Below are 16603 nucleotides of genomic sequence, written 5' to 3'. Positions count from 1 at the left end.
GAGGGGAAGCAGACAGTGAAACTTTATGAGAACGTGGTTATTGGTAATTTCCTGTACGGACTGGGCGTCTCTGTAGGGGCACAGCTTCGCGGGCATGTATTGCCAGCATCTGTCAATCTGCTCCAACAGACGCCTGAGGACAAGGCGCTGGCTGATGTCCTGCTTTCCTTTCCCGGCACCCTACGGCTAATTGAGTTCAAATCTGCGGATAACCGCTCTGGTAAAGAGGCCGCCCGTTTCAGAAAGCTCTCTCACGCGCTAGGAAGTGATGTGAGGCTGAGGCCGCTCTCTCACCGAATCCACTGGTATGTTGAAACAACGCCTGACGTTCAGGTGGGTGTGAAAACCTACTTTTCGAGCTATCTCATCGCCCTCTCTCGGTCCCCCCGTCAGGCTGAGCCCCTGAACCTTGAGAACTTTATTGCACAGACAACCCGTAGCATCTTTTCGACTCAGGTTAATGCCGAAGATCCGGTTGCCGTCAGTGACTACCTGAAACTGGTCAGGTGGTGCCAGGGCGTGGACGCAGAGAGCAACGCGGGCGCGCTTATCGTCGTTTGTGACGGCAGCGGTAATCTGAGGTATGCAGAGCTGAAGAATATGATGGAGCTTTCGATGACACATGAGAAATGGCTCCTGTACAGGCATGAAGTAGATCGCCAGCCAAAGCTGGAGAGAGAGCAATCATTAGACCACGACAGAGGGATTGAGCTGAGCCTATGAAAAACACAAATTCCGTCAGTGAACACGACATACGCCTCTTTTTTGAGGCCGCAGACAGGCTCCTTCAGGCCGCACAGCAGCAGGGAAAAACAGCAGACAGGGCAACGTCAGCACTGATTCATTCCGCAACATCTCATGAAAAACAGATGAGAGAGGTCAGAGATGATGTTATCAGTGCCGTTACAGCAATGGCCGACTCAACGGCTCAGAGGTCTGCACGACTTCTGGCGGACCATTTCCGCGAAGCCGATCGAGCCGCAGACGGTGCAACTAACCGCTATGAACGAGCCTGCAGGTCTCTTGGTTGGCGAAGCTGGCTCTGGTTTCTGGCTGCACAGGGGGTTCTGTGCAGTGTGGTCATTGTGCTTATCCTGACGCTTGTTCCCTCACTGGATGAGATACACGAGCGACGCTCAACGCTGGCGCAGCTACATAAGGAGACTGAGGGCTTCCCGTTATACTGGGGAAATTGCAACGTTGACGGCAAAGTCACCCGGTGTTTCCGGACGGATGATAAGGCAGGAAATTTTACGTCTGAAGATGGCAGCACCTGGCACGTTCCATGGCAGAAACCTTAGGCCAAGCAGGGCTTGGGATAAACGCATCGGTACCCTGCCTGCAAAAGACTCCAGGCCCGACAGAATTTCTCAGTGCCATCGCCTGAATTTTCGGAGATGAGAGTGCGACGTCAAAAAAAGAGAAAAAGCCCCCACAGGTTTCCCTATGGGGACTTCACTCAGGTGCGGCTGCTGTGAGCGATAAGCGGAAGTTCGCAGCCTTGCCGCTGTATCCTGTTCGAATAGCCAATCACTAGTGTAGAGTTAAAATCGACGAGGTTCTCGCGACAGGAGATTTCTTGTTTGTCCGTAATGCTATTGTTATTTATCAGGGAGGTGATGAGTGGAAGATATACTTTTTGTGATGAGCTGGATTAAGGATCATCATGTGATGTCATTAACTTTTGGAGTCTTATCTGCAATTTTATGGATTAAATCTGCCACAGCAAAAGTTGAGCTAGGCAAAAAAATTGTCATGGTCACATATGAAGATCCCGAACTTAATGTAAACCTCCATGATTTCTTCGCTACTGCGCGGCTTCAATCTAAGTACAATTCATTTGCGGCATTGTCTGCGGCTGCAACAGCGCTATCCCAGATTCTTGGTTTGTAATGCTGGGCTGCCCCCCCATTGATTAATATCCAGTGGTATTGGCCGTGTCCGCTCCTGGCACAAAGCGAACCGCCTGAAGCGTTGCGAGGTCTGCTATGAGCGAAAGGTGGACACCCGCATAGCGTTAACAGGCGTCCGATATTTTAAAGTGGGCAGATTACTTAACACGCTTCCCCGTTTCGCCAATGACTTTCTCACCATCCTCTTTGGTAAATGCTCCTTTCTGACGTTCCGGAATGATATCCAGAACCAACTCCGAAGGACGGCAAAGTTTAGTTCCCAGTGGCGTCACTACGATCGGACGGTTGATCAGAATTGGATGCTGCAGCATAAAGTCGATGAGCTGGTCGTCAGTAAATTTATCTTCTGCAAGACCCAGTTCCTCATACGGCTCGACGTTCTTACGCAGCAAAGCACGGACGGAAATGCCCATATCCGCAATGAGTTTGACCAGCTCATCGCGTGAAGGTGGAGTCTCAAGGTAAAGAATAACGGTCGGCTCAATACCGCTGTTGCGGATCATCTCCAGCGTATTACGCGACGTGCCGCAGGCTGGGTTGTGATAAATGGTGATGTTGCTCATATCAGTATCTCATTACAAAGTGAAAGAGAGACGTAGCGCCAGCGCGGCCAGCGTTACAAACAGCACAGGCAGAGTCATGACGATCCCGGTGCGGAAATAGTATCCCCAGGTGATGGTCATGTTCTTCTGTGAAAGGACATGCAGCCAGAGCAGCGTTGCCAGGCTACCAATAGGTGTAATTTTCGGTCCCAGATCGCAGCCAATCACGTTGGCATAAATCATCGCCTCTTTGATAACACCTGTTGCGGTGCTGCCATCAATAGAGAGAGCGCCAACCAGCACGGTAGGCATGTTGTTCATGATGGAAGACAGGAAAGCCGTCAGGAAGCCAGTACCAAAGGTCGCGGCCCAAAGACCTTTATTTGCCAGCACGTTCAGTACGCCAGAGAGATACTCTGTTAGACCGGCGTTACGCAGGCCATAGACCACCAGATACATCCCCAGAGAGAAGATGACGATCTGCCATGGCGCACCGCGAAGCACTTTGCCAGTGTTAATGGCATGGCCTCGTTTCGCCACCGCAAACAGAATGACAGCCCCTACAGCCGCAATCGCGCTGACCGGGATACCCAACGGCTCAAGGACGAAAAAACCAACCAGAAGAAGGATCAACACTATCCAGCCAGTTCTGAAGGTTGCCAGATCTTTAATCGCCTTTGCCGGTGCTTTCAGGAGAGCCAGGTCGTAAGTCGGTGGAATATCTTTGCGGAAGAACAGATGCAGCATCACCAGCGTGGCGATAATAGCGGCAATATCCACCGGCACCATTACCGACGCATACTCAGTGAAGCCCAGTCCAAAGAAGTCCGCCGAGACTATATTCACCAGGTTCGACACGATAAGCGGCAGGCTGGCCGTATCGGCAATAAAACCGGCTGCCATGACGAATGCCAGCGTGGTGCCTTTGCTGAACCCTAATGCCAACAGCATGGCGATGACTATCGGCGTCAGAATAAGTGCCGCACCATCGTTGGCAAACAGTGCCGCCACCGCCGCACCGAGCAGAACGATATACGTAAAGAGCAAACGTCCACGACCGCTACCCCAGCGGGAAACGTGCAGCGCTGCCCATTCGAAAAAGCCCGATTCATCGAGCAGAAGGCTGATAATAATCACGGCAATAAAGGCCGCCGTCGCATTCCAGACGATATTCCACACTACAGGGATATCACCAAAATGGACTACGCCAGATATCAGCGCCAGTACCGCGCCCAGCGTCGCACTCCAGCCGATCCCTAATCCCTTCGGTTGCCAGATAATCAAAACGATGGTCAGGACAAAAATAGCGCCTGCCAGTAACATAAATCCTCCAGACAGGACGGCTCTGCCGCCCTGTGTATACAAAAAAATTAAACGGCCAGCTCTCTGAGTTTCTCGATGCCAGTGGGCTCTGCAGCCACTACCGGTACTAACGCTATGCGGCTTGCATGCTGGTTTTTCACAACCTCGATTTGAGGAAGCTCTTGTAGGGCGCGCTGGCAAAGCAGCGGCGATTGCGTCTGTGCAATCGAAAGGCTGTTATTGATAATCCAGCCCCAGGGATGAATCCCCGCACGCTCAAGATCGGACTGCAGGTTTGCAGCTTCCAGTACAGGTGTGGTTTCAGGCAGAGTGACCAGCAGGACTTTGGTACGTTCCGGGTCCTGAAGCTGCATCATCGGAGTGGTAAAATGACCTTTATCCCCCATCTTCTTGGCAATCTCACGGTGATAAGCCCCGGTAGCATCAAGCAGTAATAACGTATGCCCGGTAGGTGCCGTGTCCATGACCACAAAGCGCTTACCTGCTTCACGAATTACCCTTGAAAAGGCCTGAAAGACGGCAATTTCTTCGGTGCAAGGGGAGCGTAAATCTTCTTCGAGCAGCCGTTTCCCGGCTTCGTCCAGATCTCTTCCCTTCGTCTCAAGAACATGCTGGCGATAGCGTTCGGTTTCATCGTGAGGGTTGATGCGGCTGACCTGCAGGTTTTTGAGGCTGCCGTTCAGCGTTGTACTCAGGTGCGCAGCAGGATCAGAGGTCGTGAGATGTACGTCAAATCCCATATCCGCCAGCCTGACGGCGATGGCAGCAGCCATCGTGGTTTTCCCTACGCCACCTTTGCCCATCAGCATAATCAGGCCGTGTTCACTGCGAGCGATATCATCGACCAGGCCAGAGAGCGATAAGTTTTCAGGCGTGTACAGGACGTTCGTTACCGGGAGCGGTAATGCCTCAGAACGGGTATCCAGCAGTCCCTTCAATGATGAAACACCAACCATATTGACTGGCTGTAGTAATAGGGTATCTGTCGGTAGCTCAGATAAACCGGCAGGAAGATTTGCCAGTGCCTCCTGCTCACGTTGCCATATCGCAGCGGCCAGGGCGTCATATTCAGTTTCGGCTTTAGGCAGCACACCATTAATCACCAGATACTGGTTTTTCAGGCCAATTGCAGCCAGTTCTTCATGGGTGCGGGCGACTTCCTGCAGCGTAGATTTTTGCAGTCGTGAAACCAGAACCAGGCGGGTACGTTCAGGATCGGATAACGCCTCTACTACATGAGCATACTGCTCACGCTGCTTTTCCAGCCCGGCCATTGGGCCAAGACAGGAAGCGCCATCTGGATTACTTTCAATGAAGCTACTCCAGGCACCGGGAAGCTGGAGAAGGCGAATCGTGTGGCCCGTCGGCGCTGTATCAAAAATGATGTGATCGAAGCGGGTCAGCAGGGAAGCGTCTGTCAATAAGCCGGTGAACTCATCAAACGCTGCAATCTCAGTGGTACAGGCTCCTGAAAGCTGCTCGCTGATACTGCTAACAACATCATCAGGCAGAAGACCTTTGATAGGATCAACGATTCTGGCGCGGTATTGCTGGGCAGCTTCCTGCGGGTCAATCTCCAGAGCAGAAAGCCCAGGAACTGCCGTTACAGGGTGAATGGTGTTACCGATAGCCTGATCGAATACCTGGCCGACATTGGAGGCCGGATCGGTACTGACCAGCAAAACCCGCTTACCCTGTTCGGCAAGGCGGATAGCCGTCGCGCAGAAAATAGAAGTTTTTCCTACACCTCCCTTACCGGTAAAAAACAGGTAAGGCGGGATATTCTGTAAGAATTTCATTTGTCCTCCTGACATATTCAGCAACAGGAAGTATTACCACCACAGCAGCTGGTGGGAGCTAACGCCACCTTCTCCAGCGGAATACCGAACCAGCGAGCCAGCTCAGCGCGTTTTGGGTATCGCCCTGCCATCACCGTTTCACCGTCCAACAGCAGTAACGGAAGCCCTTCTGCTCCAGATGCTTCGAGGAATGCTTTCGCTTTCTCATTCTGAACAAAGCTCATGGGCTGCTGCGCCAGGTTGTAACGTTCAACCTGGACGCCACGTCCTTTCAGCCACTGCACATCAGCAGAAAAATCAACCAGAACCTGATCGACATCTGAGCCACATACGCCGGTACTGCAGCACATTGCCGGGTCAAACACCGTTAACGTCTTCATTCTGAATACCTCACATTCGAAAAATCATATATGTTAAGGCAAATTTTTTAGATGCAAACACCCTTACCGCTACCAGAGCAGTTTGCCGATGCCAGCTTACGGGCGATGGCCTGTACGTCGTCCTGTTGGCTTAACCAGGCCTGCTCAATCACCTGAGCGGCCCAGGAAGGAATATGCGGGGACAAGCGGTAGTGAACCCACTTGCCTTGTTTACGATCCAGCAATAGACCACTTTCCCGGAGCATTGCCAGATGACGGGAGATCTTGGGCTGCGACTGCTCCAGCGCTGTACAGAGATCGCACACGCACAGCTCTCCCATCTCTCTGAGCAGCAGCACGATGCCTAGACGGGTTTCATCGGAGAGGTTTTTGAAGAGTTGTAGGGAAGTAAACATCTTATTCGCTCCATCATGCCTGCCGTGAGCATACTCCAAATTAGGATTATATAAATTGATACATGCGTTTTATCATATACATGATATCTAAGTGCCTAGTTTCATGCAACTGTACAGATTTAGTTACGTTACTTAACGAAGCTTTTGAAACTATGTATAAAAAATCAAACTTCTCCCCTAAAAACTGTCGTTTTGTTCATATATGCAAGAAAAAAACCTTTTTACGCTTAATCGTAAACATTACACTATCTGAAACAGGCAACCTTCGGAGCTGAAAGAGATTTTTTCATCTTTTTTATGAGGTTAGGTTGATCACTATAGTGATATATTGATGATAGGTATAAAAATGGCATTTCAGTTAAGGCATTGTGTTATACACGAACTAGTAAAAGAAAGTGGAAAACAGCGCGTTGAGGCTATTATTAAGCAGGTTCTGCCTACAGATGACAAATATGTGCAGGAATTAGTAAAATCTCTGAATGACCTAATTGGAAAAAAAGAAAACCAAGCAGCAAGAGGTACTTTTGACATTGAGGATCCTACTTACAGGGTACCTAATGCTTTCCAAGACTATTACAACGGTAAAGCAGAGCCTGATTCATTTCATACATTTTCAACTGTGTGTATGAACGAGCTTACTCGGCAAGCAAAAGACCCTTCGAGAGTTGCCGCATCCGGTGGAGCAATAGTATTTGCTCATTACACAAGTGGCACCTCAAACTTCATGCTTATTACAATGGTTAAGCAAAAGGAAGCTTTACGGCTAGATGAAAATTTAAAGCCCGTCGGGATCGTTCAAATAGACATGGCCAAGATACATCAGGCTGCAAGGGTAAATTTTGATAGATATTATCAATATGAAACATTACCGGAAGAAGAAAAACCTACGTATCTCGCTTTCGTCAGTCCTAAAATAAATCAGGATGCTTCGGGGTATTTTGTAGCAGCCTTAGGATGTTCAGATAGTGTTCCCTCTGCTAAAGCCACTGATGGCGCACTTAATGGGGTTAAACAATACTTCGAAGCGAATAAAGAATTAACTGCGTATAAAAATCAAGCATATGATGCTGTACTCAATTATTTAACATTAAAAGAAGATGGTAAATTAGCATCTCTTACCGAAATCGACCATGCAGTTAGAAGTACAGTTCCTGCAGATAAGTATGAACATATGGATAACTTTATAACCTATCTTAATAGTGAGGAAATTGGACTACCGTTAGAGTTTTCTATTAACAGAACTGTGCTCGGTAGACGTGCGAAAGTAAAAGCTAAGTCAAATGGGTGGGAGTTAAACTTTGAAAGACGATTTTTTGGTACAGCTCCAGGATCAGTAATCCAGTATAATCGTGCAGATAAAAAACTAATAATATCGAAGCTAGACGAAAATATCATACAAAAATTAGAAGCTGTTCTTAAAGAGAGAGGGTAATTATGTCCGCTCAACAATTTGAAAAATTAGTCAATTTATATCGTGGGCTCGGTAGACCTGCCATGACTGATTCTCAATTTGTTTTCAAGGGAAAACTTAGCGATAACCTTACGCAGCTAAAAGAGCTATGGGATGAACATAATCCAATGCTCTCAGATTTTGAAATATTATTTAGTGATTCAAATGCCGGGACTTATTTCGGTGATATCTTCCCCATCAATATTGATCATGATACAGATGTAACACTGAAGGTCTCTTTACCGGGTGGGGATTTTCAATTTGTAGATTCACTTGATGTCTTTTTATCATTTGATAACAAATTAAACATGGGGTTAGATGTCGAGAATGTATATCTTGTTCAAGAAGATTATATTTTTGGAGAAAATACTGACAACCTAACAATTAAAAATACATTAATACTTTCTAATTTTATAAATGAACTCAGCAAATTAGCAAACTATATTGATCGAATTGATGACAATGGCCGCCTTAAGATTGTATTTATTGATACCGGAAGTTCTAAAAAAACACCTCCAATTGTACTTGAGCCAAAGATATCGATAGATAATGCTTCTTACCCTGCCGTAGATTTATCAGTCTTTAATAATATCAATAATCATGAGAATGATAATGCTCATGTTCAAGAAAAACAATCAATGTTTAGAGTTTCAGTAATCGAAGTGCTACGAGAAGTAGATGGGGAGGAAGACAATTTTAATAAATTAATTAAACATTGGGAACTCCTGAAAGAGACATATTACGGTAATTTTGAATGCTATTTGACGAACTTTTCATTTCTGAAACAAAAAAAAGAAGCTGCCGAAAATTACATGTCAGTATCAAGTAAAATATCAAATACTCTATCCTCTATTTCAGGGAAACTTTTCGGCCTTCCCATTTCCATAGGTGTTGCTCTTGCTATATTAAAATCATCAGAAAAATTTGAAAGTATTCTCACATTAATTGGTGTCGCAATCACATCACTGTTAATATTATTTACCATTCAAGATCAGAGAAAGGTCCTTTATTCTATAAGGGCGTCCATAGATGCTTTGTTTAGCCATACAAAATCGGCTAAATCTGGTGAACTGTCAGAACTTATAGCCTCCCATAAAAGAGATCTTTTTTCTCAGGCTGATAAACTTAACTCAGTTATGGTTATCTTTTTAATTTTATCAGTCACACCATTCATCCTCTCATTATTAGTTTATTTATCGAAATTTGAACCAACCATTGTTATTAAATTCGATGAGTATATATCAATATTCATGAAGCAATTACTATCTTAATTTTAAAAAAAGCCCACTTAAAAATAAAATTTAGCTAGCTAACAATGGCAATGGCAATGGCAATGGCAATAGCAATGGCAATGGCAATGGCAATGGCAATGGCAATGGCAATGGCAATGGCAATGGCAATGAATATGACAGCATGACATTATTAACTTAACGCTATGATTATAAAGAATATTTAACAAAAACCTTCATGCAATTGAATACAGAATTGCCCATACCCCATAACTAGTTTCGCAACGCAAATGCATCTTACAAACATAGCCAGTCCGATATTCCAATCAGGTTATTAGGAGAATGCAACTGAAGTAGAAACTCCCCTATGTAAAATATCATCTCAACCGGAACTTGAATATGGCGGTCATTGCTTGCTTAGTCTGCTTTGAGCGAGAAGTGGATTAAGTATGGCACAAATACCGATTTATGGGTGTTTATCACAAACGTGATATATAGTTTCCTGTGATTAACTCAATGCCTTGACACACAAAATGGTATCCGTTTGATTCATTGATTCAGGAGGGTTTTAGTGATAAAAAAGTCATATAACCTTTGGGATTTAAGGCTAGTTGTGAAAAAAATCAGTCCTTCCGATGTGAAATATATAAAACTAGGTCCCGGTGGAAAATGGGAAGCCGAATGTATTGATACTGGTATCATAAAATTTGGCTACCACGAGACACCAAATCAACTCTGTATAGATGGTAAATGGGCTGAGGTTCATGAAATATGGAAAATCATCAGGGGAAGTAAAACGGGTACAGCTACTAGTGACCTTAACCAGATAAAAGTGTTTTATACTGCTCAGGAAGATACTGTCTTTATCACCTTCTACGGTGGTTTTCTTTATTGGTGCAGACCAACAGGCGACGTCACTGTTCTTCAGGATGGCAGCAGAATTCGTCAGACTATTGATGGATGGCACAATCGTAGCATCAACGGGACAATTTTCACTATTAGTTCAATAAATGGTGAGTTGAATGCAACCCATGGATTCAGAGGCACTATCTGTAATGTTAAAAAAGCCGAATATGTTATCCGAAAAATTAATGATGAATATTCGCCTGAAATTATTGAGTTTGATCTCGCCGAAACTAGCTATCTGAATTCAATTCGTCAACTTTGTAAGCTATTGACATGGCAAGACTTCGAGTTGCTAGTAGACCTTATATTTTCTCAAAGTGGATGGCGACGAGTCGGTAGTCTGGGCAAAACGCAAAAAACGATTGACCTTGTATTGGAACTACCGACAACTCGCGAAAATGCATTGGTTCAAGTTAAGTCCATAGCAGACAATGCTACGTTGGATGAATATGTAAAAAGATTCCATGAATGTGATGCCTACGACAGAATGTTTTTTGTCTGGCATAGTGGTCCGCTGAATGAAGATCAACAAATTGACGGTGTTACATTAATTGGGCCTGAAAAACTATCAGAGATTATTTTGGAAAGCGGGTTGACCCGTTGGCTTCGAAAAAAAGTATGGTGATAAAAAGTAAGAGTATTTGATATATTGATGACCAATTACGGACAATACTTTAAGATATATAGTTATTTCATGTCGCGAATTTAATGTGTATTGATATCTATAATAATAAACTCCCACTCGGCATTTAAACTTAGTTTAAATATGGTAGGTTGAAGTTGTAAAAATATTTTTTATAGTTAATAATTTCTTATTGATTGCATTATTTCTATTAACTCACTTACGATGATTTCTTTCTCTATTCCTGAGTACTCACCCAATTGAACTGCAAAAGACTTCTCGATAAAGTTAAATTTATCTTCCTCAGATTTTGATAGCATAGTGACATGTGCGTTAGATATTCTGAGTAACATTTCTGATTTCAATGAAATTGCTTCAAGACAGGATTTGTAACTATTCGAATCATGAATTATTAACAAATCCACATCATTAAAATCTCCGGAGCTTTTAAAAAAAGAACCAAAACCATAAATAATCACATTCAAGGGTTACAACCAACCATATTCTTTGAATTTCTCTTTTTCATAATCAGTCATATATTCCCAGAACTGCATTTTATTGATCGCAGCCATAAATCCTCTAATGTCAAAAATTCCCACATTTTTCTTCATGCACTCATATTTTAAATCCAGACTATATCCGCACCAGTTAGAACTTATTATAACTGCATCTAACTCCCCATAATTCTGACAAGACTCTACGTACTCTGCAGTGCTAAATGAATAACACTCGCAGATAAAAACTTTTAACATCTTACCATTAGTTAATTGGATGTTGTAAAGCCCTTTTTTTATCTCATGACAAGATGTAACTTTACTATGTTCATGCATTCTCTGCTCAAAGAAATTGTAGTTTCCATAGTAACTTAGCCATGGGAATTTATCATTATGAGCTGACATATTACTCTCCTAAAATTAAGGTTTCAAAGTCTAATGGAAATCTTTGTATGGCGTTATAAGGTATTTCATCATTAACCCATCTTTCATAGCTTTCAGCATGTTGAATAAATTTACTTACTAATCTTTGCTCGTTCCGAGAAAACAACTCTCTATTCCCCTGGAGAATTTTAACAATTTCTCTATTATTAGGAACGATTATTGAGAGGCGTTCAGATGTCCATACGGCATAAATTTGCTCACTGTTAGGATTCTTTTTAGCATTATCCGATAAAGGCCCATATTGTTCCCAACTTTGATGATTTTCAGCTAAGTATGTAGAAATTTGGTCTTTCAGTTTATCAGCAGACTCAAATTTAATAATAGCTAATCGGTTAGAAATCGACACCTCATGTTCTCTTTTCATTTCATGGAGAATTTCAACGCTAAATCTATCAACGTTTTCAACTTTATCAATTAATGTATGATGGGTTGGACAGAGTAAAATAAGATTCTCGTAACTATCTCGTTCAGAAGCAGGCTGTTCAATGTCATAGCGATTGGAACCTGGTCTATTCCCTTTTATATGTGCCATCTCCCCAATAGTATATGGGGCACCTTCAGCAGCCTCCGCTACTGAAAGTTTTTCATTGCAACCGCTAAAAGAACATATACCAGCAGCATTAGACCATAAAATCTTTATCGCTTTTTCTGAAATTGCCATGCGTATGCCTACTTGTCAAAAATTTTGCGCAATTTTTTTATTTTTTGTAATAAATAATATGTAATTCCAACGACAATCACATACTATTGAATTACATTAAATGATGTGGAACTAAAAACAACACATACTAAACCCCAATGACGCCAAACTGATTTAGTTATTTTAAAATAGCAATAAATCAGTAAAGTAGCTAGTGCCTAAGCATGGGGAAAAACATCAAATCTAAAATCTTTGAGATGGATCAAAAAAAACAACACTCAGTAAAAAGTGACAATAACATTCTTTTTATTTATAATGTACCAATATTCCCCTATAAAAAAATTACGAATCTAATTCTATTAAAATTGCTAAATTACTTTGCAATCAGAATGTCTGTTTTTGGTGCAAAACTAACTATCAAGAAAAGAGGTATCTAAGATACTCCGAATGAAAATAGCCTCCTAGAGATCTAGATGTCTTTTAGCTATTTTATATGTTTCGAGAATATTCCTTTTTAGTGTCTCCCCTTTTTGCAACTCAGCCATATAGTTTGCATACCACTGCATCATCTCCCTCCGCCCATCCAGATACAACGCATGGTTATACGTCCCACGAATCGCATTCTTATCAACGTGAGCCAGCTGGGTTTCAATCCACGCTGTATTGAACCCTTCCTCATGCAAAATCGTACTCATCGTGTGGCGGAAACCATGCCCCGTTACCTTCCTCGTATATCCGATCCGCTTGAACACCTGATTTATACTCGCTTCGCTCATCGTTTTACGGGGGTCATTCCTTCCAGGAAACACCAGCGGATATTGCCCTGACATCACTTTGAGTTGCTGTACGATTTCCAGCGCTTGGGTAGAGAGAGGCACAAGATGGGGCCGCTTCATTTTCATTCGTTCGGCAGGAATTTCCCACACCGCTTTTTCAAGATCAAACTCACTCCAGAAAGCACCTCGGAGCTCACCGGTGCGAACTCCCGTAAGGATCAGCAGACGTGCTGCAAGAACAACTAACGGGCTTCCTGTATAGCCTGCGAGAGCTTTAAAGAAGTCTGGTAACTCCTCAACAGTAAGGAAGGGATAATGCTTCGATTCATGCCCTGACATCGCGCTGGTTAGATCCGCTGCAGGATTGTATTCCGCACGACCGGTAACGATGGCGTAACGAAAGACTTCACTGCAGCGCTGGCGAACTTTCTTGGCCTTCTCTGTCGCGCCACGGTTCTCCATTCGACGCAGCACATTCAGCAGAACTAGCGGTTTGATTTCATTCACCGGCTGCTGGCCGATATAGGGGAAAATATCTTTATTGAAAGCTTCGATAATGTCTGAGGCATAACCTTCTGACCACCGGCTCACCTTCGTTCCGTGCCATTCAAGCGCCACAGCCTGAAACGTGTTGTTGAGCTGCACATCGCGAACCAGCTTTTCTTCTTTCTTAGCGAAAGACGGATCGATGCCCTCAGCCAGCTTTTTCTTGGCTTCATCACGTAGTGCCCTCGCTTGTGCAAGGGACACTGCTGGATAGACACCAAAAGCCATACGCTTCTCTTTTCCATTGAAGCGATACTTCATCCGCCAGTATCTGGAACCAGAGGGAACAACCTCAAGATACAAACCAGCACCATCTGCCAGCTTGTAGGCCTTCTCTCTGGGTTTAGCGGCGTCTACCTGTCGTGCATTTAGCTTCATTGGGGGCATCTCCCTGGACCGAACACAGAATGCCCCCACTTATGCCCCCAACTGTAACTTGATTCCAGTTGAGTCCAGTTGATAACAGGAGATAAAATACGGGCTAGAAACCGCAGTATACGGGCTTTAAGTTGATTTCGGTAGACTTGAGAAGAGTTTGAAATGGTGCCGATAATAGGAGTCGAACCTACGACCTTCGCATTACGAATGCGCTGCTCTACCAACTGAGCTATATCGGCCCTGAAAGGACGTGTCCACGAGCGTGAACACGGGGTAGAAGGTTAAAACTAACCGGGCGATGCGTCAATGGCCTTGCGATTCAAATGCCTATTTTTGCATCATCCGGTTGGTTTTACGCACGAATCGTATCGTCGCCGATGCCGATCCACTTGTATGTGGTCAACGCCTCGAGCCCCATCGGGCCGCGGGCGTGAAGTTTCTGCGTGCTTACCGCCACTTCCGCGCCCAGGCCGAACTGACCGCCATCGGTAAAGCGCGTGGAGGCGTTGACGTAAACAGCGGAAGAATCCACTTCATTCACAAAGCGGTTTGCGTTGTGAATCGTACGCGTCAGGATAGCGTCTGAATGTTGGGTTCCGTGTTCGCGGATATGCGCGATAGCATCATCAAGATCGGCAACAATTTTTACGTTCAGATCCAGCGACAGGAACTCATCGTCGTACTCTTCCGCTTTCACTGCTACAACGTGTGCCGGACCCGCGCTCAACGGCCCAAGCGCGTTAGCATCCGCATGCAGCGTTACGCCGCTTTCAGCCATCTGCTGACTCAGCGCGGGCAGGAAACGTTCGGCAATGTCCTGATGCACCAGCAGGGTTTCCACGGTATTACAGGTGCTCGGACGCTGGGTCTTGGCGTTGACGATGATATTCAGCGCCGGTTTAATGTCGGCACTATCATCAACAAAAATATGACACACGCCGATCCCGCCGGTGATGACCGGGATAGTCGACTGCTCGCGGCACAGCTTGTGCAGCCCGGCGCCGCCGCGAGGGATCAGCATATCGATGTATTTGTCCATCCGCAGCATCTCGTTCACCAGCGCGCGGTCAGGGCTGTCAATCGCCTGAACAGCGGCTTCCGGTAAACCGCAGGCGTTAAGCGCTTGCTGGATAACGCCTACGGTTACCGCGTTGGTCCGATACGTCTCTTTACCGCCGCGTAGAATGGCGGCGTTGCCGGTTTTCAGACACAGCGAGGCGACATCCACGGTGACGTTAGGCCGCGCTTCATAAATCACGCCAATCACCCCCAACGGAACCCGGCGACGCTCCAGACGCAGTCCGCTGTCCAGCAGCCTGCCATCCATCACCTCCCCGACCGGATCGGCCAGATGGCATACCTTACGCACATCGTCGGCAATCGCCTTCAGACGCGCAGGGGTGAGCGCCAGACGATCGAGCATCGCTTCGCTCAGGCCGTTCTCACGCGCTCTCGCCACGTCCTCGGCGTTGGCGCTAAGGATGATTTCCCTTTGCGCTTCCAGCTCGTCGGCGATTTTTTCCAGCACGCGATTTTTTTCACGGCTGGAGAGCAGCGCCAGTTGGTACGACGCGGCTTTTGCCGCTTTGCCCATGTGTTCCAGCATCTGTCTGCTCCTTAGCGGGTAATCATATCATCACGATGAACGGCGACCGGGCCGTATTCGTAGCCCAGAATCGCATCAATCTGCTGTGAGTGGTGTCCGGCAATGCGGCGCAGCGCGTCGCTGTTGTAGCGGCTTACGCCGTGGGCGATGTCGCGCCCTTCCAGATTACAGATGCGGATCACTTCACCACGCGAGAAATTGCCTGTCACGCTTTTAATGCCTTTTGGCAGCAATGAGCTGCCGCGCTCCAGAATGGCGGCGGTCGCCCCTTCATCGACGCTAATTTCCCCGGCAGGCGGCGCGCCGAAGATCCAGCGCTTGCGGTTTTCCAGCGGCGAGGCCTGGGCGTGAAAACGGGTACCCACGGAGAGACCTTCCATTACGTCACCAATCACGCCCGGCTTGCTGCCTGCGGCGATAATAGTGTCGATACCGGCGCGGCAGGCGACGTCGGCGGCCTGCAGTTTGGTGCTCATGCCGCCCGTTCCCAGACCAGAAACGCTGTCGCCGGCAATCGCGCGCAGCGCGTCATCAATACCATAAACGTCTTTGATCAGTTCTGCCTGCGGATCAGTGCGCGGGTCTGCAGTGAACAGCCCCTGCTGGTCGGTCAGCAGCAACAGTTTATCCGCGCCCGCCAGGATAGCCGCCAGCGCCGAAAGATTGTCGTTATCGCCCACTTTGATTTCAGCGGTCGCCACCGCGTCGTTCTCGTTGATCACCGGAACGATATTGTTATCAAGCAGCGCGCGTAGCGTGTCGCGGGCGTTAAGGAAGCGTTCACGGTCTTCCATATCCGCGCGGGTCAGCAGCATCTGTCCGACGTGAATGCCGTAAATCGAAAACAGCTGTTCCCACAGTTGAATCAGACGACTCTGCCCTACCGCGGCCAACAGTTGCTTGGTGGCGATGGTGGCGGGCAGTTCCGGGTAGCCCAGATGTTCGCGCCCGGCGGCAATCGCGCCAGAGGTAACGATAACAATACGATGTCCTGCGGCGTGCAGCTGCGCGCACTGACGAACAAGTTCTACGATGTGGGCACGGTTCAGGCGGCGCGATCCGCCCGTTAGCACACTGGTGCCGAGTTTTACCACCAGCGTCTGGCTGTCACTCATGATTCTCTGCCGTTCAAAATAGGGAAATGATATCAAACGAACGTT

16 protein-coding genes and 1 tRNA gene are annotated in these 16603 nt (G+C 46.3%); 6 read left to right on the top strand and 11 right to left on the bottom strand.

Features of this window, described 5'->3' with window-relative positions:
• The first annotated feature begins 15 nt into the window (after positions 1-15).
• The 3 genes from APU02_RS21030 (at position 16) to APU02_RS21020 (ending at position 1893) form a co-directional block, all read left to right on the top strand.
• Positions 16-723 carry a hypothetical protein gene (locus tag APU02_RS21030; protein WP_047738102.1) on the top strand — a complete coding sequence of 236 codons (708 nt, stop codon included), beginning with the start codon at positions 16-18 and terminating at the stop codon, positions 721-723.
• Positions 720-1301, top strand: a complete 582-nt coding sequence (locus tag APU02_RS21025; RefSeq protein ID WP_060571118.1) for a hypothetical protein — start codon at positions 720-722, stop codon at positions 1299-1301. The genes APU02_RS21030 and APU02_RS21025 overlap by 4 nt, the downstream gene beginning before the upstream one ends.
• A gap of 322 nt (positions 1302-1623) precedes the next feature.
• Positions 1624-1893: a hypothetical protein gene (locus APU02_RS21020; protein ID WP_047717959.1), complete on the top strand. Its 270-nt coding sequence runs from the start codon at positions 1624-1626 to the stop codon at positions 1891-1893.
• 157 nt (positions 1894-2050) lie between these two features.
• Here APU02_RS21020 and arsC read toward each other — a convergent pair whose 3' ends face one another.
• The 5 genes from arsC to arsR are packed head-to-tail and all read right to left on the bottom strand — an operon-like array spanning position 2051 to position 6352.
• Positions 2051-2476: a glutaredoxin-dependent arsenate reductase gene (gene arsC / locus APU02_RS21015; protein ID WP_060571117.1), complete on the bottom strand. Its 426-nt coding sequence runs from the start codon at positions 2474-2476 to the stop codon at positions 2051-2053.
• A 12-nt stretch (positions 2477-2488) separates the two neighbouring features.
• Positions 2489-3778, bottom strand: coding sequence for an arsenite efflux transporter membrane subunit ArsB (gene arsB, locus APU02_RS21010; protein WP_060571116.1), 1290 nt, complete (start codon positions 3776-3778; stop codon positions 2489-2491).
• Positions 3779-3825: 47 nt separating this feature from the next.
• Positions 3826-5577: an arsenite efflux transporter ATPase subunit ArsA gene (gene arsA / locus APU02_RS21005; protein ID WP_060571115.1), complete on the bottom strand. Its 1752-nt coding sequence runs from the start codon at positions 5575-5577 to the stop codon at positions 3826-3828.
• Between the two features lie 17 nt (positions 5578-5594).
• Complete coding sequence (gene arsD / locus APU02_RS21000; protein WP_024273801.1) at positions 5595-5957, bottom strand: arsenite efflux transporter metallochaperone ArsD; 363 nt, start codon at positions 5955-5957, stop codon at positions 5595-5597.
• Between the two features lie 47 nt (positions 5958-6004).
• On the bottom strand, positions 6005-6352 hold the full coding sequence (gene arsR / locus APU02_RS20995) for an As(III)-sensing metalloregulatory transcriptional repressor ArsR (RefSeq protein WP_060571114.1): 348 nt from the start codon (positions 6350-6352) through the stop codon (positions 6005-6007).
• A gap of 346 nt (positions 6353-6698) precedes the next feature.
• Between arsR and APU02_RS20990 the strand changes: the two genes are divergently transcribed.
• From APU02_RS20990 to APU02_RS20980, 3 genes are all read left to right on the top strand, one after another.
• Complete coding sequence (locus APU02_RS20990; RefSeq protein WP_060571149.1) at positions 6699-7784, top strand: nucleoid-associated protein; 1086 nt, start codon at positions 6699-6701, stop codon at positions 7782-7784.
• Between the two features lie 2 nt (positions 7785-7786).
• Positions 7787-9073 carry a hypothetical protein gene (locus APU02_RS20985; protein WP_060571113.1) on the top strand — a complete coding sequence of 429 codons (1287 nt, stop codon included), beginning with the start codon at positions 7787-7789 and terminating at the stop codon, positions 9071-9073.
• Between the two features lie 571 nt (positions 9074-9644).
• Positions 9645-10562, top strand: coding sequence for a restriction endonuclease (locus APU02_RS20980; RefSeq protein WP_060571148.1), 918 nt, complete (start codon positions 9645-9647; stop codon positions 10560-10562).
• A gap of 485 nt (positions 10563-11047) precedes the next feature.
• Here APU02_RS20980 and APU02_RS20975 read toward each other — a convergent pair whose 3' ends face one another.
• The 6 genes from APU02_RS20975 to proB all read right to left on the bottom strand — a co-directional run bounded on the left by APU02_RS20975 (position 11048) and on the right by proB (position 16558).
• On the bottom strand, positions 11048-11458 hold the full coding sequence (locus APU02_RS20975; protein ID WP_004129411.1) for a hypothetical protein: 411 nt from the start codon (positions 11456-11458) through the stop codon (positions 11048-11050).
• A gap of 1 nt (position 11459) precedes the next feature.
• Positions 11460-12158, bottom strand: a complete 699-nt coding sequence (locus APU02_RS20970; protein ID WP_060571112.1) for an HNH endonuclease signature motif containing protein — start codon at positions 12156-12158, stop codon at positions 11460-11462.
• A gap of 440 nt (positions 12159-12598) precedes the next feature.
• Positions 12599-13837, bottom strand: a complete 1239-nt coding sequence (locus tag APU02_RS20965; protein ID WP_060571111.1) for an integrase arm-type DNA-binding domain-containing protein — start codon at positions 13835-13837, stop codon at positions 12599-12601.
• 163 nt (positions 13838-14000) lie between these two features.
• Positions 14001-14076, bottom strand: a tRNA-Thr gene (locus tag APU02_RS20960).
• Between the two features lie 113 nt (positions 14077-14189).
• On the bottom strand, positions 14190-15443 hold the full coding sequence (proA, locus tag APU02_RS20955) for a glutamate-5-semialdehyde dehydrogenase (protein WP_060571110.1): 1254 nt from the start codon (positions 15441-15443) through the stop codon (positions 14190-14192).
• Between the two features lie 11 nt (positions 15444-15454).
• Positions 15455-16558, bottom strand: a complete 1104-nt coding sequence (proB, locus tag APU02_RS20950) for a glutamate 5-kinase (protein ID WP_042286149.1) — start codon at positions 16556-16558, stop codon at positions 15455-15457.
• Positions 16559-16603: the final 45 nt, after the last annotated feature.

It is taken from the genome of Citrobacter sp. 50677481 (assembly GCF_001463265.1).
In the GTDB taxonomy this organism is placed as follows: domain Bacteria; phylum Pseudomonadota; class Gammaproteobacteria; order Enterobacterales; family Enterobacteriaceae; genus Citrobacter_A; species Citrobacter_A sedlakii.
Note: the sequence above shows the minus strand (reverse complement) of the source record. Positions and strands in the feature narration are given on the sequence as shown.

Coding starts and splice junctions, on each gene's coding strand:
- APU02_RS20990 (WP_060571149.1), top strand. CDS start 6,699: ATGGCATTTCAGTTAAGGCATTGTGTTATACACGAACTAGTAAAAGAA.
- proA (WP_060571110.1), bottom strand. CDS start 15,443: ATGCTGGAACACATGGGCAAAGCGGCAAAAGCCGCGTCGTACCAACTG.
- arsA (WP_060571115.1), bottom strand. CDS start 5,577: ATGAAATTCTTACAGAATATCCCGCCTTACCTGTTTTTTACCGGTAAG.
- arsB (WP_060571116.1), bottom strand. CDS start 3,778: ATGTTACTGGCAGGCGCTATTTTTGTCCTGACCATCGTTTTGATTATC.
- arsC (WP_060571117.1), bottom strand. CDS start 2,476: ATGAGCAACATCACCATTTATCACAACCCAGCCTGCGGCACGTCGCGT.
- arsR (WP_060571114.1), bottom strand. CDS start 6,352: ATGTTTACTTCCCTACAACTCTTCAAAAACCTCTCCGATGAAACCCGT.
- proB (WP_042286149.1), bottom strand. CDS start 16,558: ATGAGTGACAGCCAGACGCTGGTGGTAAAACTCGGCACCAGTGTGCTA.
- APU02_RS20965 (WP_060571111.1), bottom strand. CDS start 13,837: ATGAAGCTAAATGCACGACAGGTAGACGCCGCTAAACCCAGAGAGAAG.
- APU02_RS20970 (WP_060571112.1), bottom strand. CDS start 12,158: ATGGCAATTTCAGAAAAAGCGATAAAGATTTTATGGTCTAATGCTGCT.
- APU02_RS21025 (WP_060571118.1), top strand. CDS start 720: ATGAAAAACACAAATTCCGTCAGTGAACACGACATACGCCTCTTTTTT.
- arsD (WP_024273801.1), bottom strand. CDS start 5,957: ATGAAGACGTTAACGGTGTTTGACCCGGCAATGTGCTGCAGTACCGGC.
- APU02_RS20985 (WP_060571113.1), top strand. CDS start 7,787: ATGTCCGCTCAACAATTTGAAAAATTAGTCAATTTATATCGTGGGCTC.
- APU02_RS20975 (WP_004129411.1), bottom strand. CDS start 11,458: ATGTCAGCTCATAATGATAAATTCCCATGGCTAAGTTACTATGGAAAC.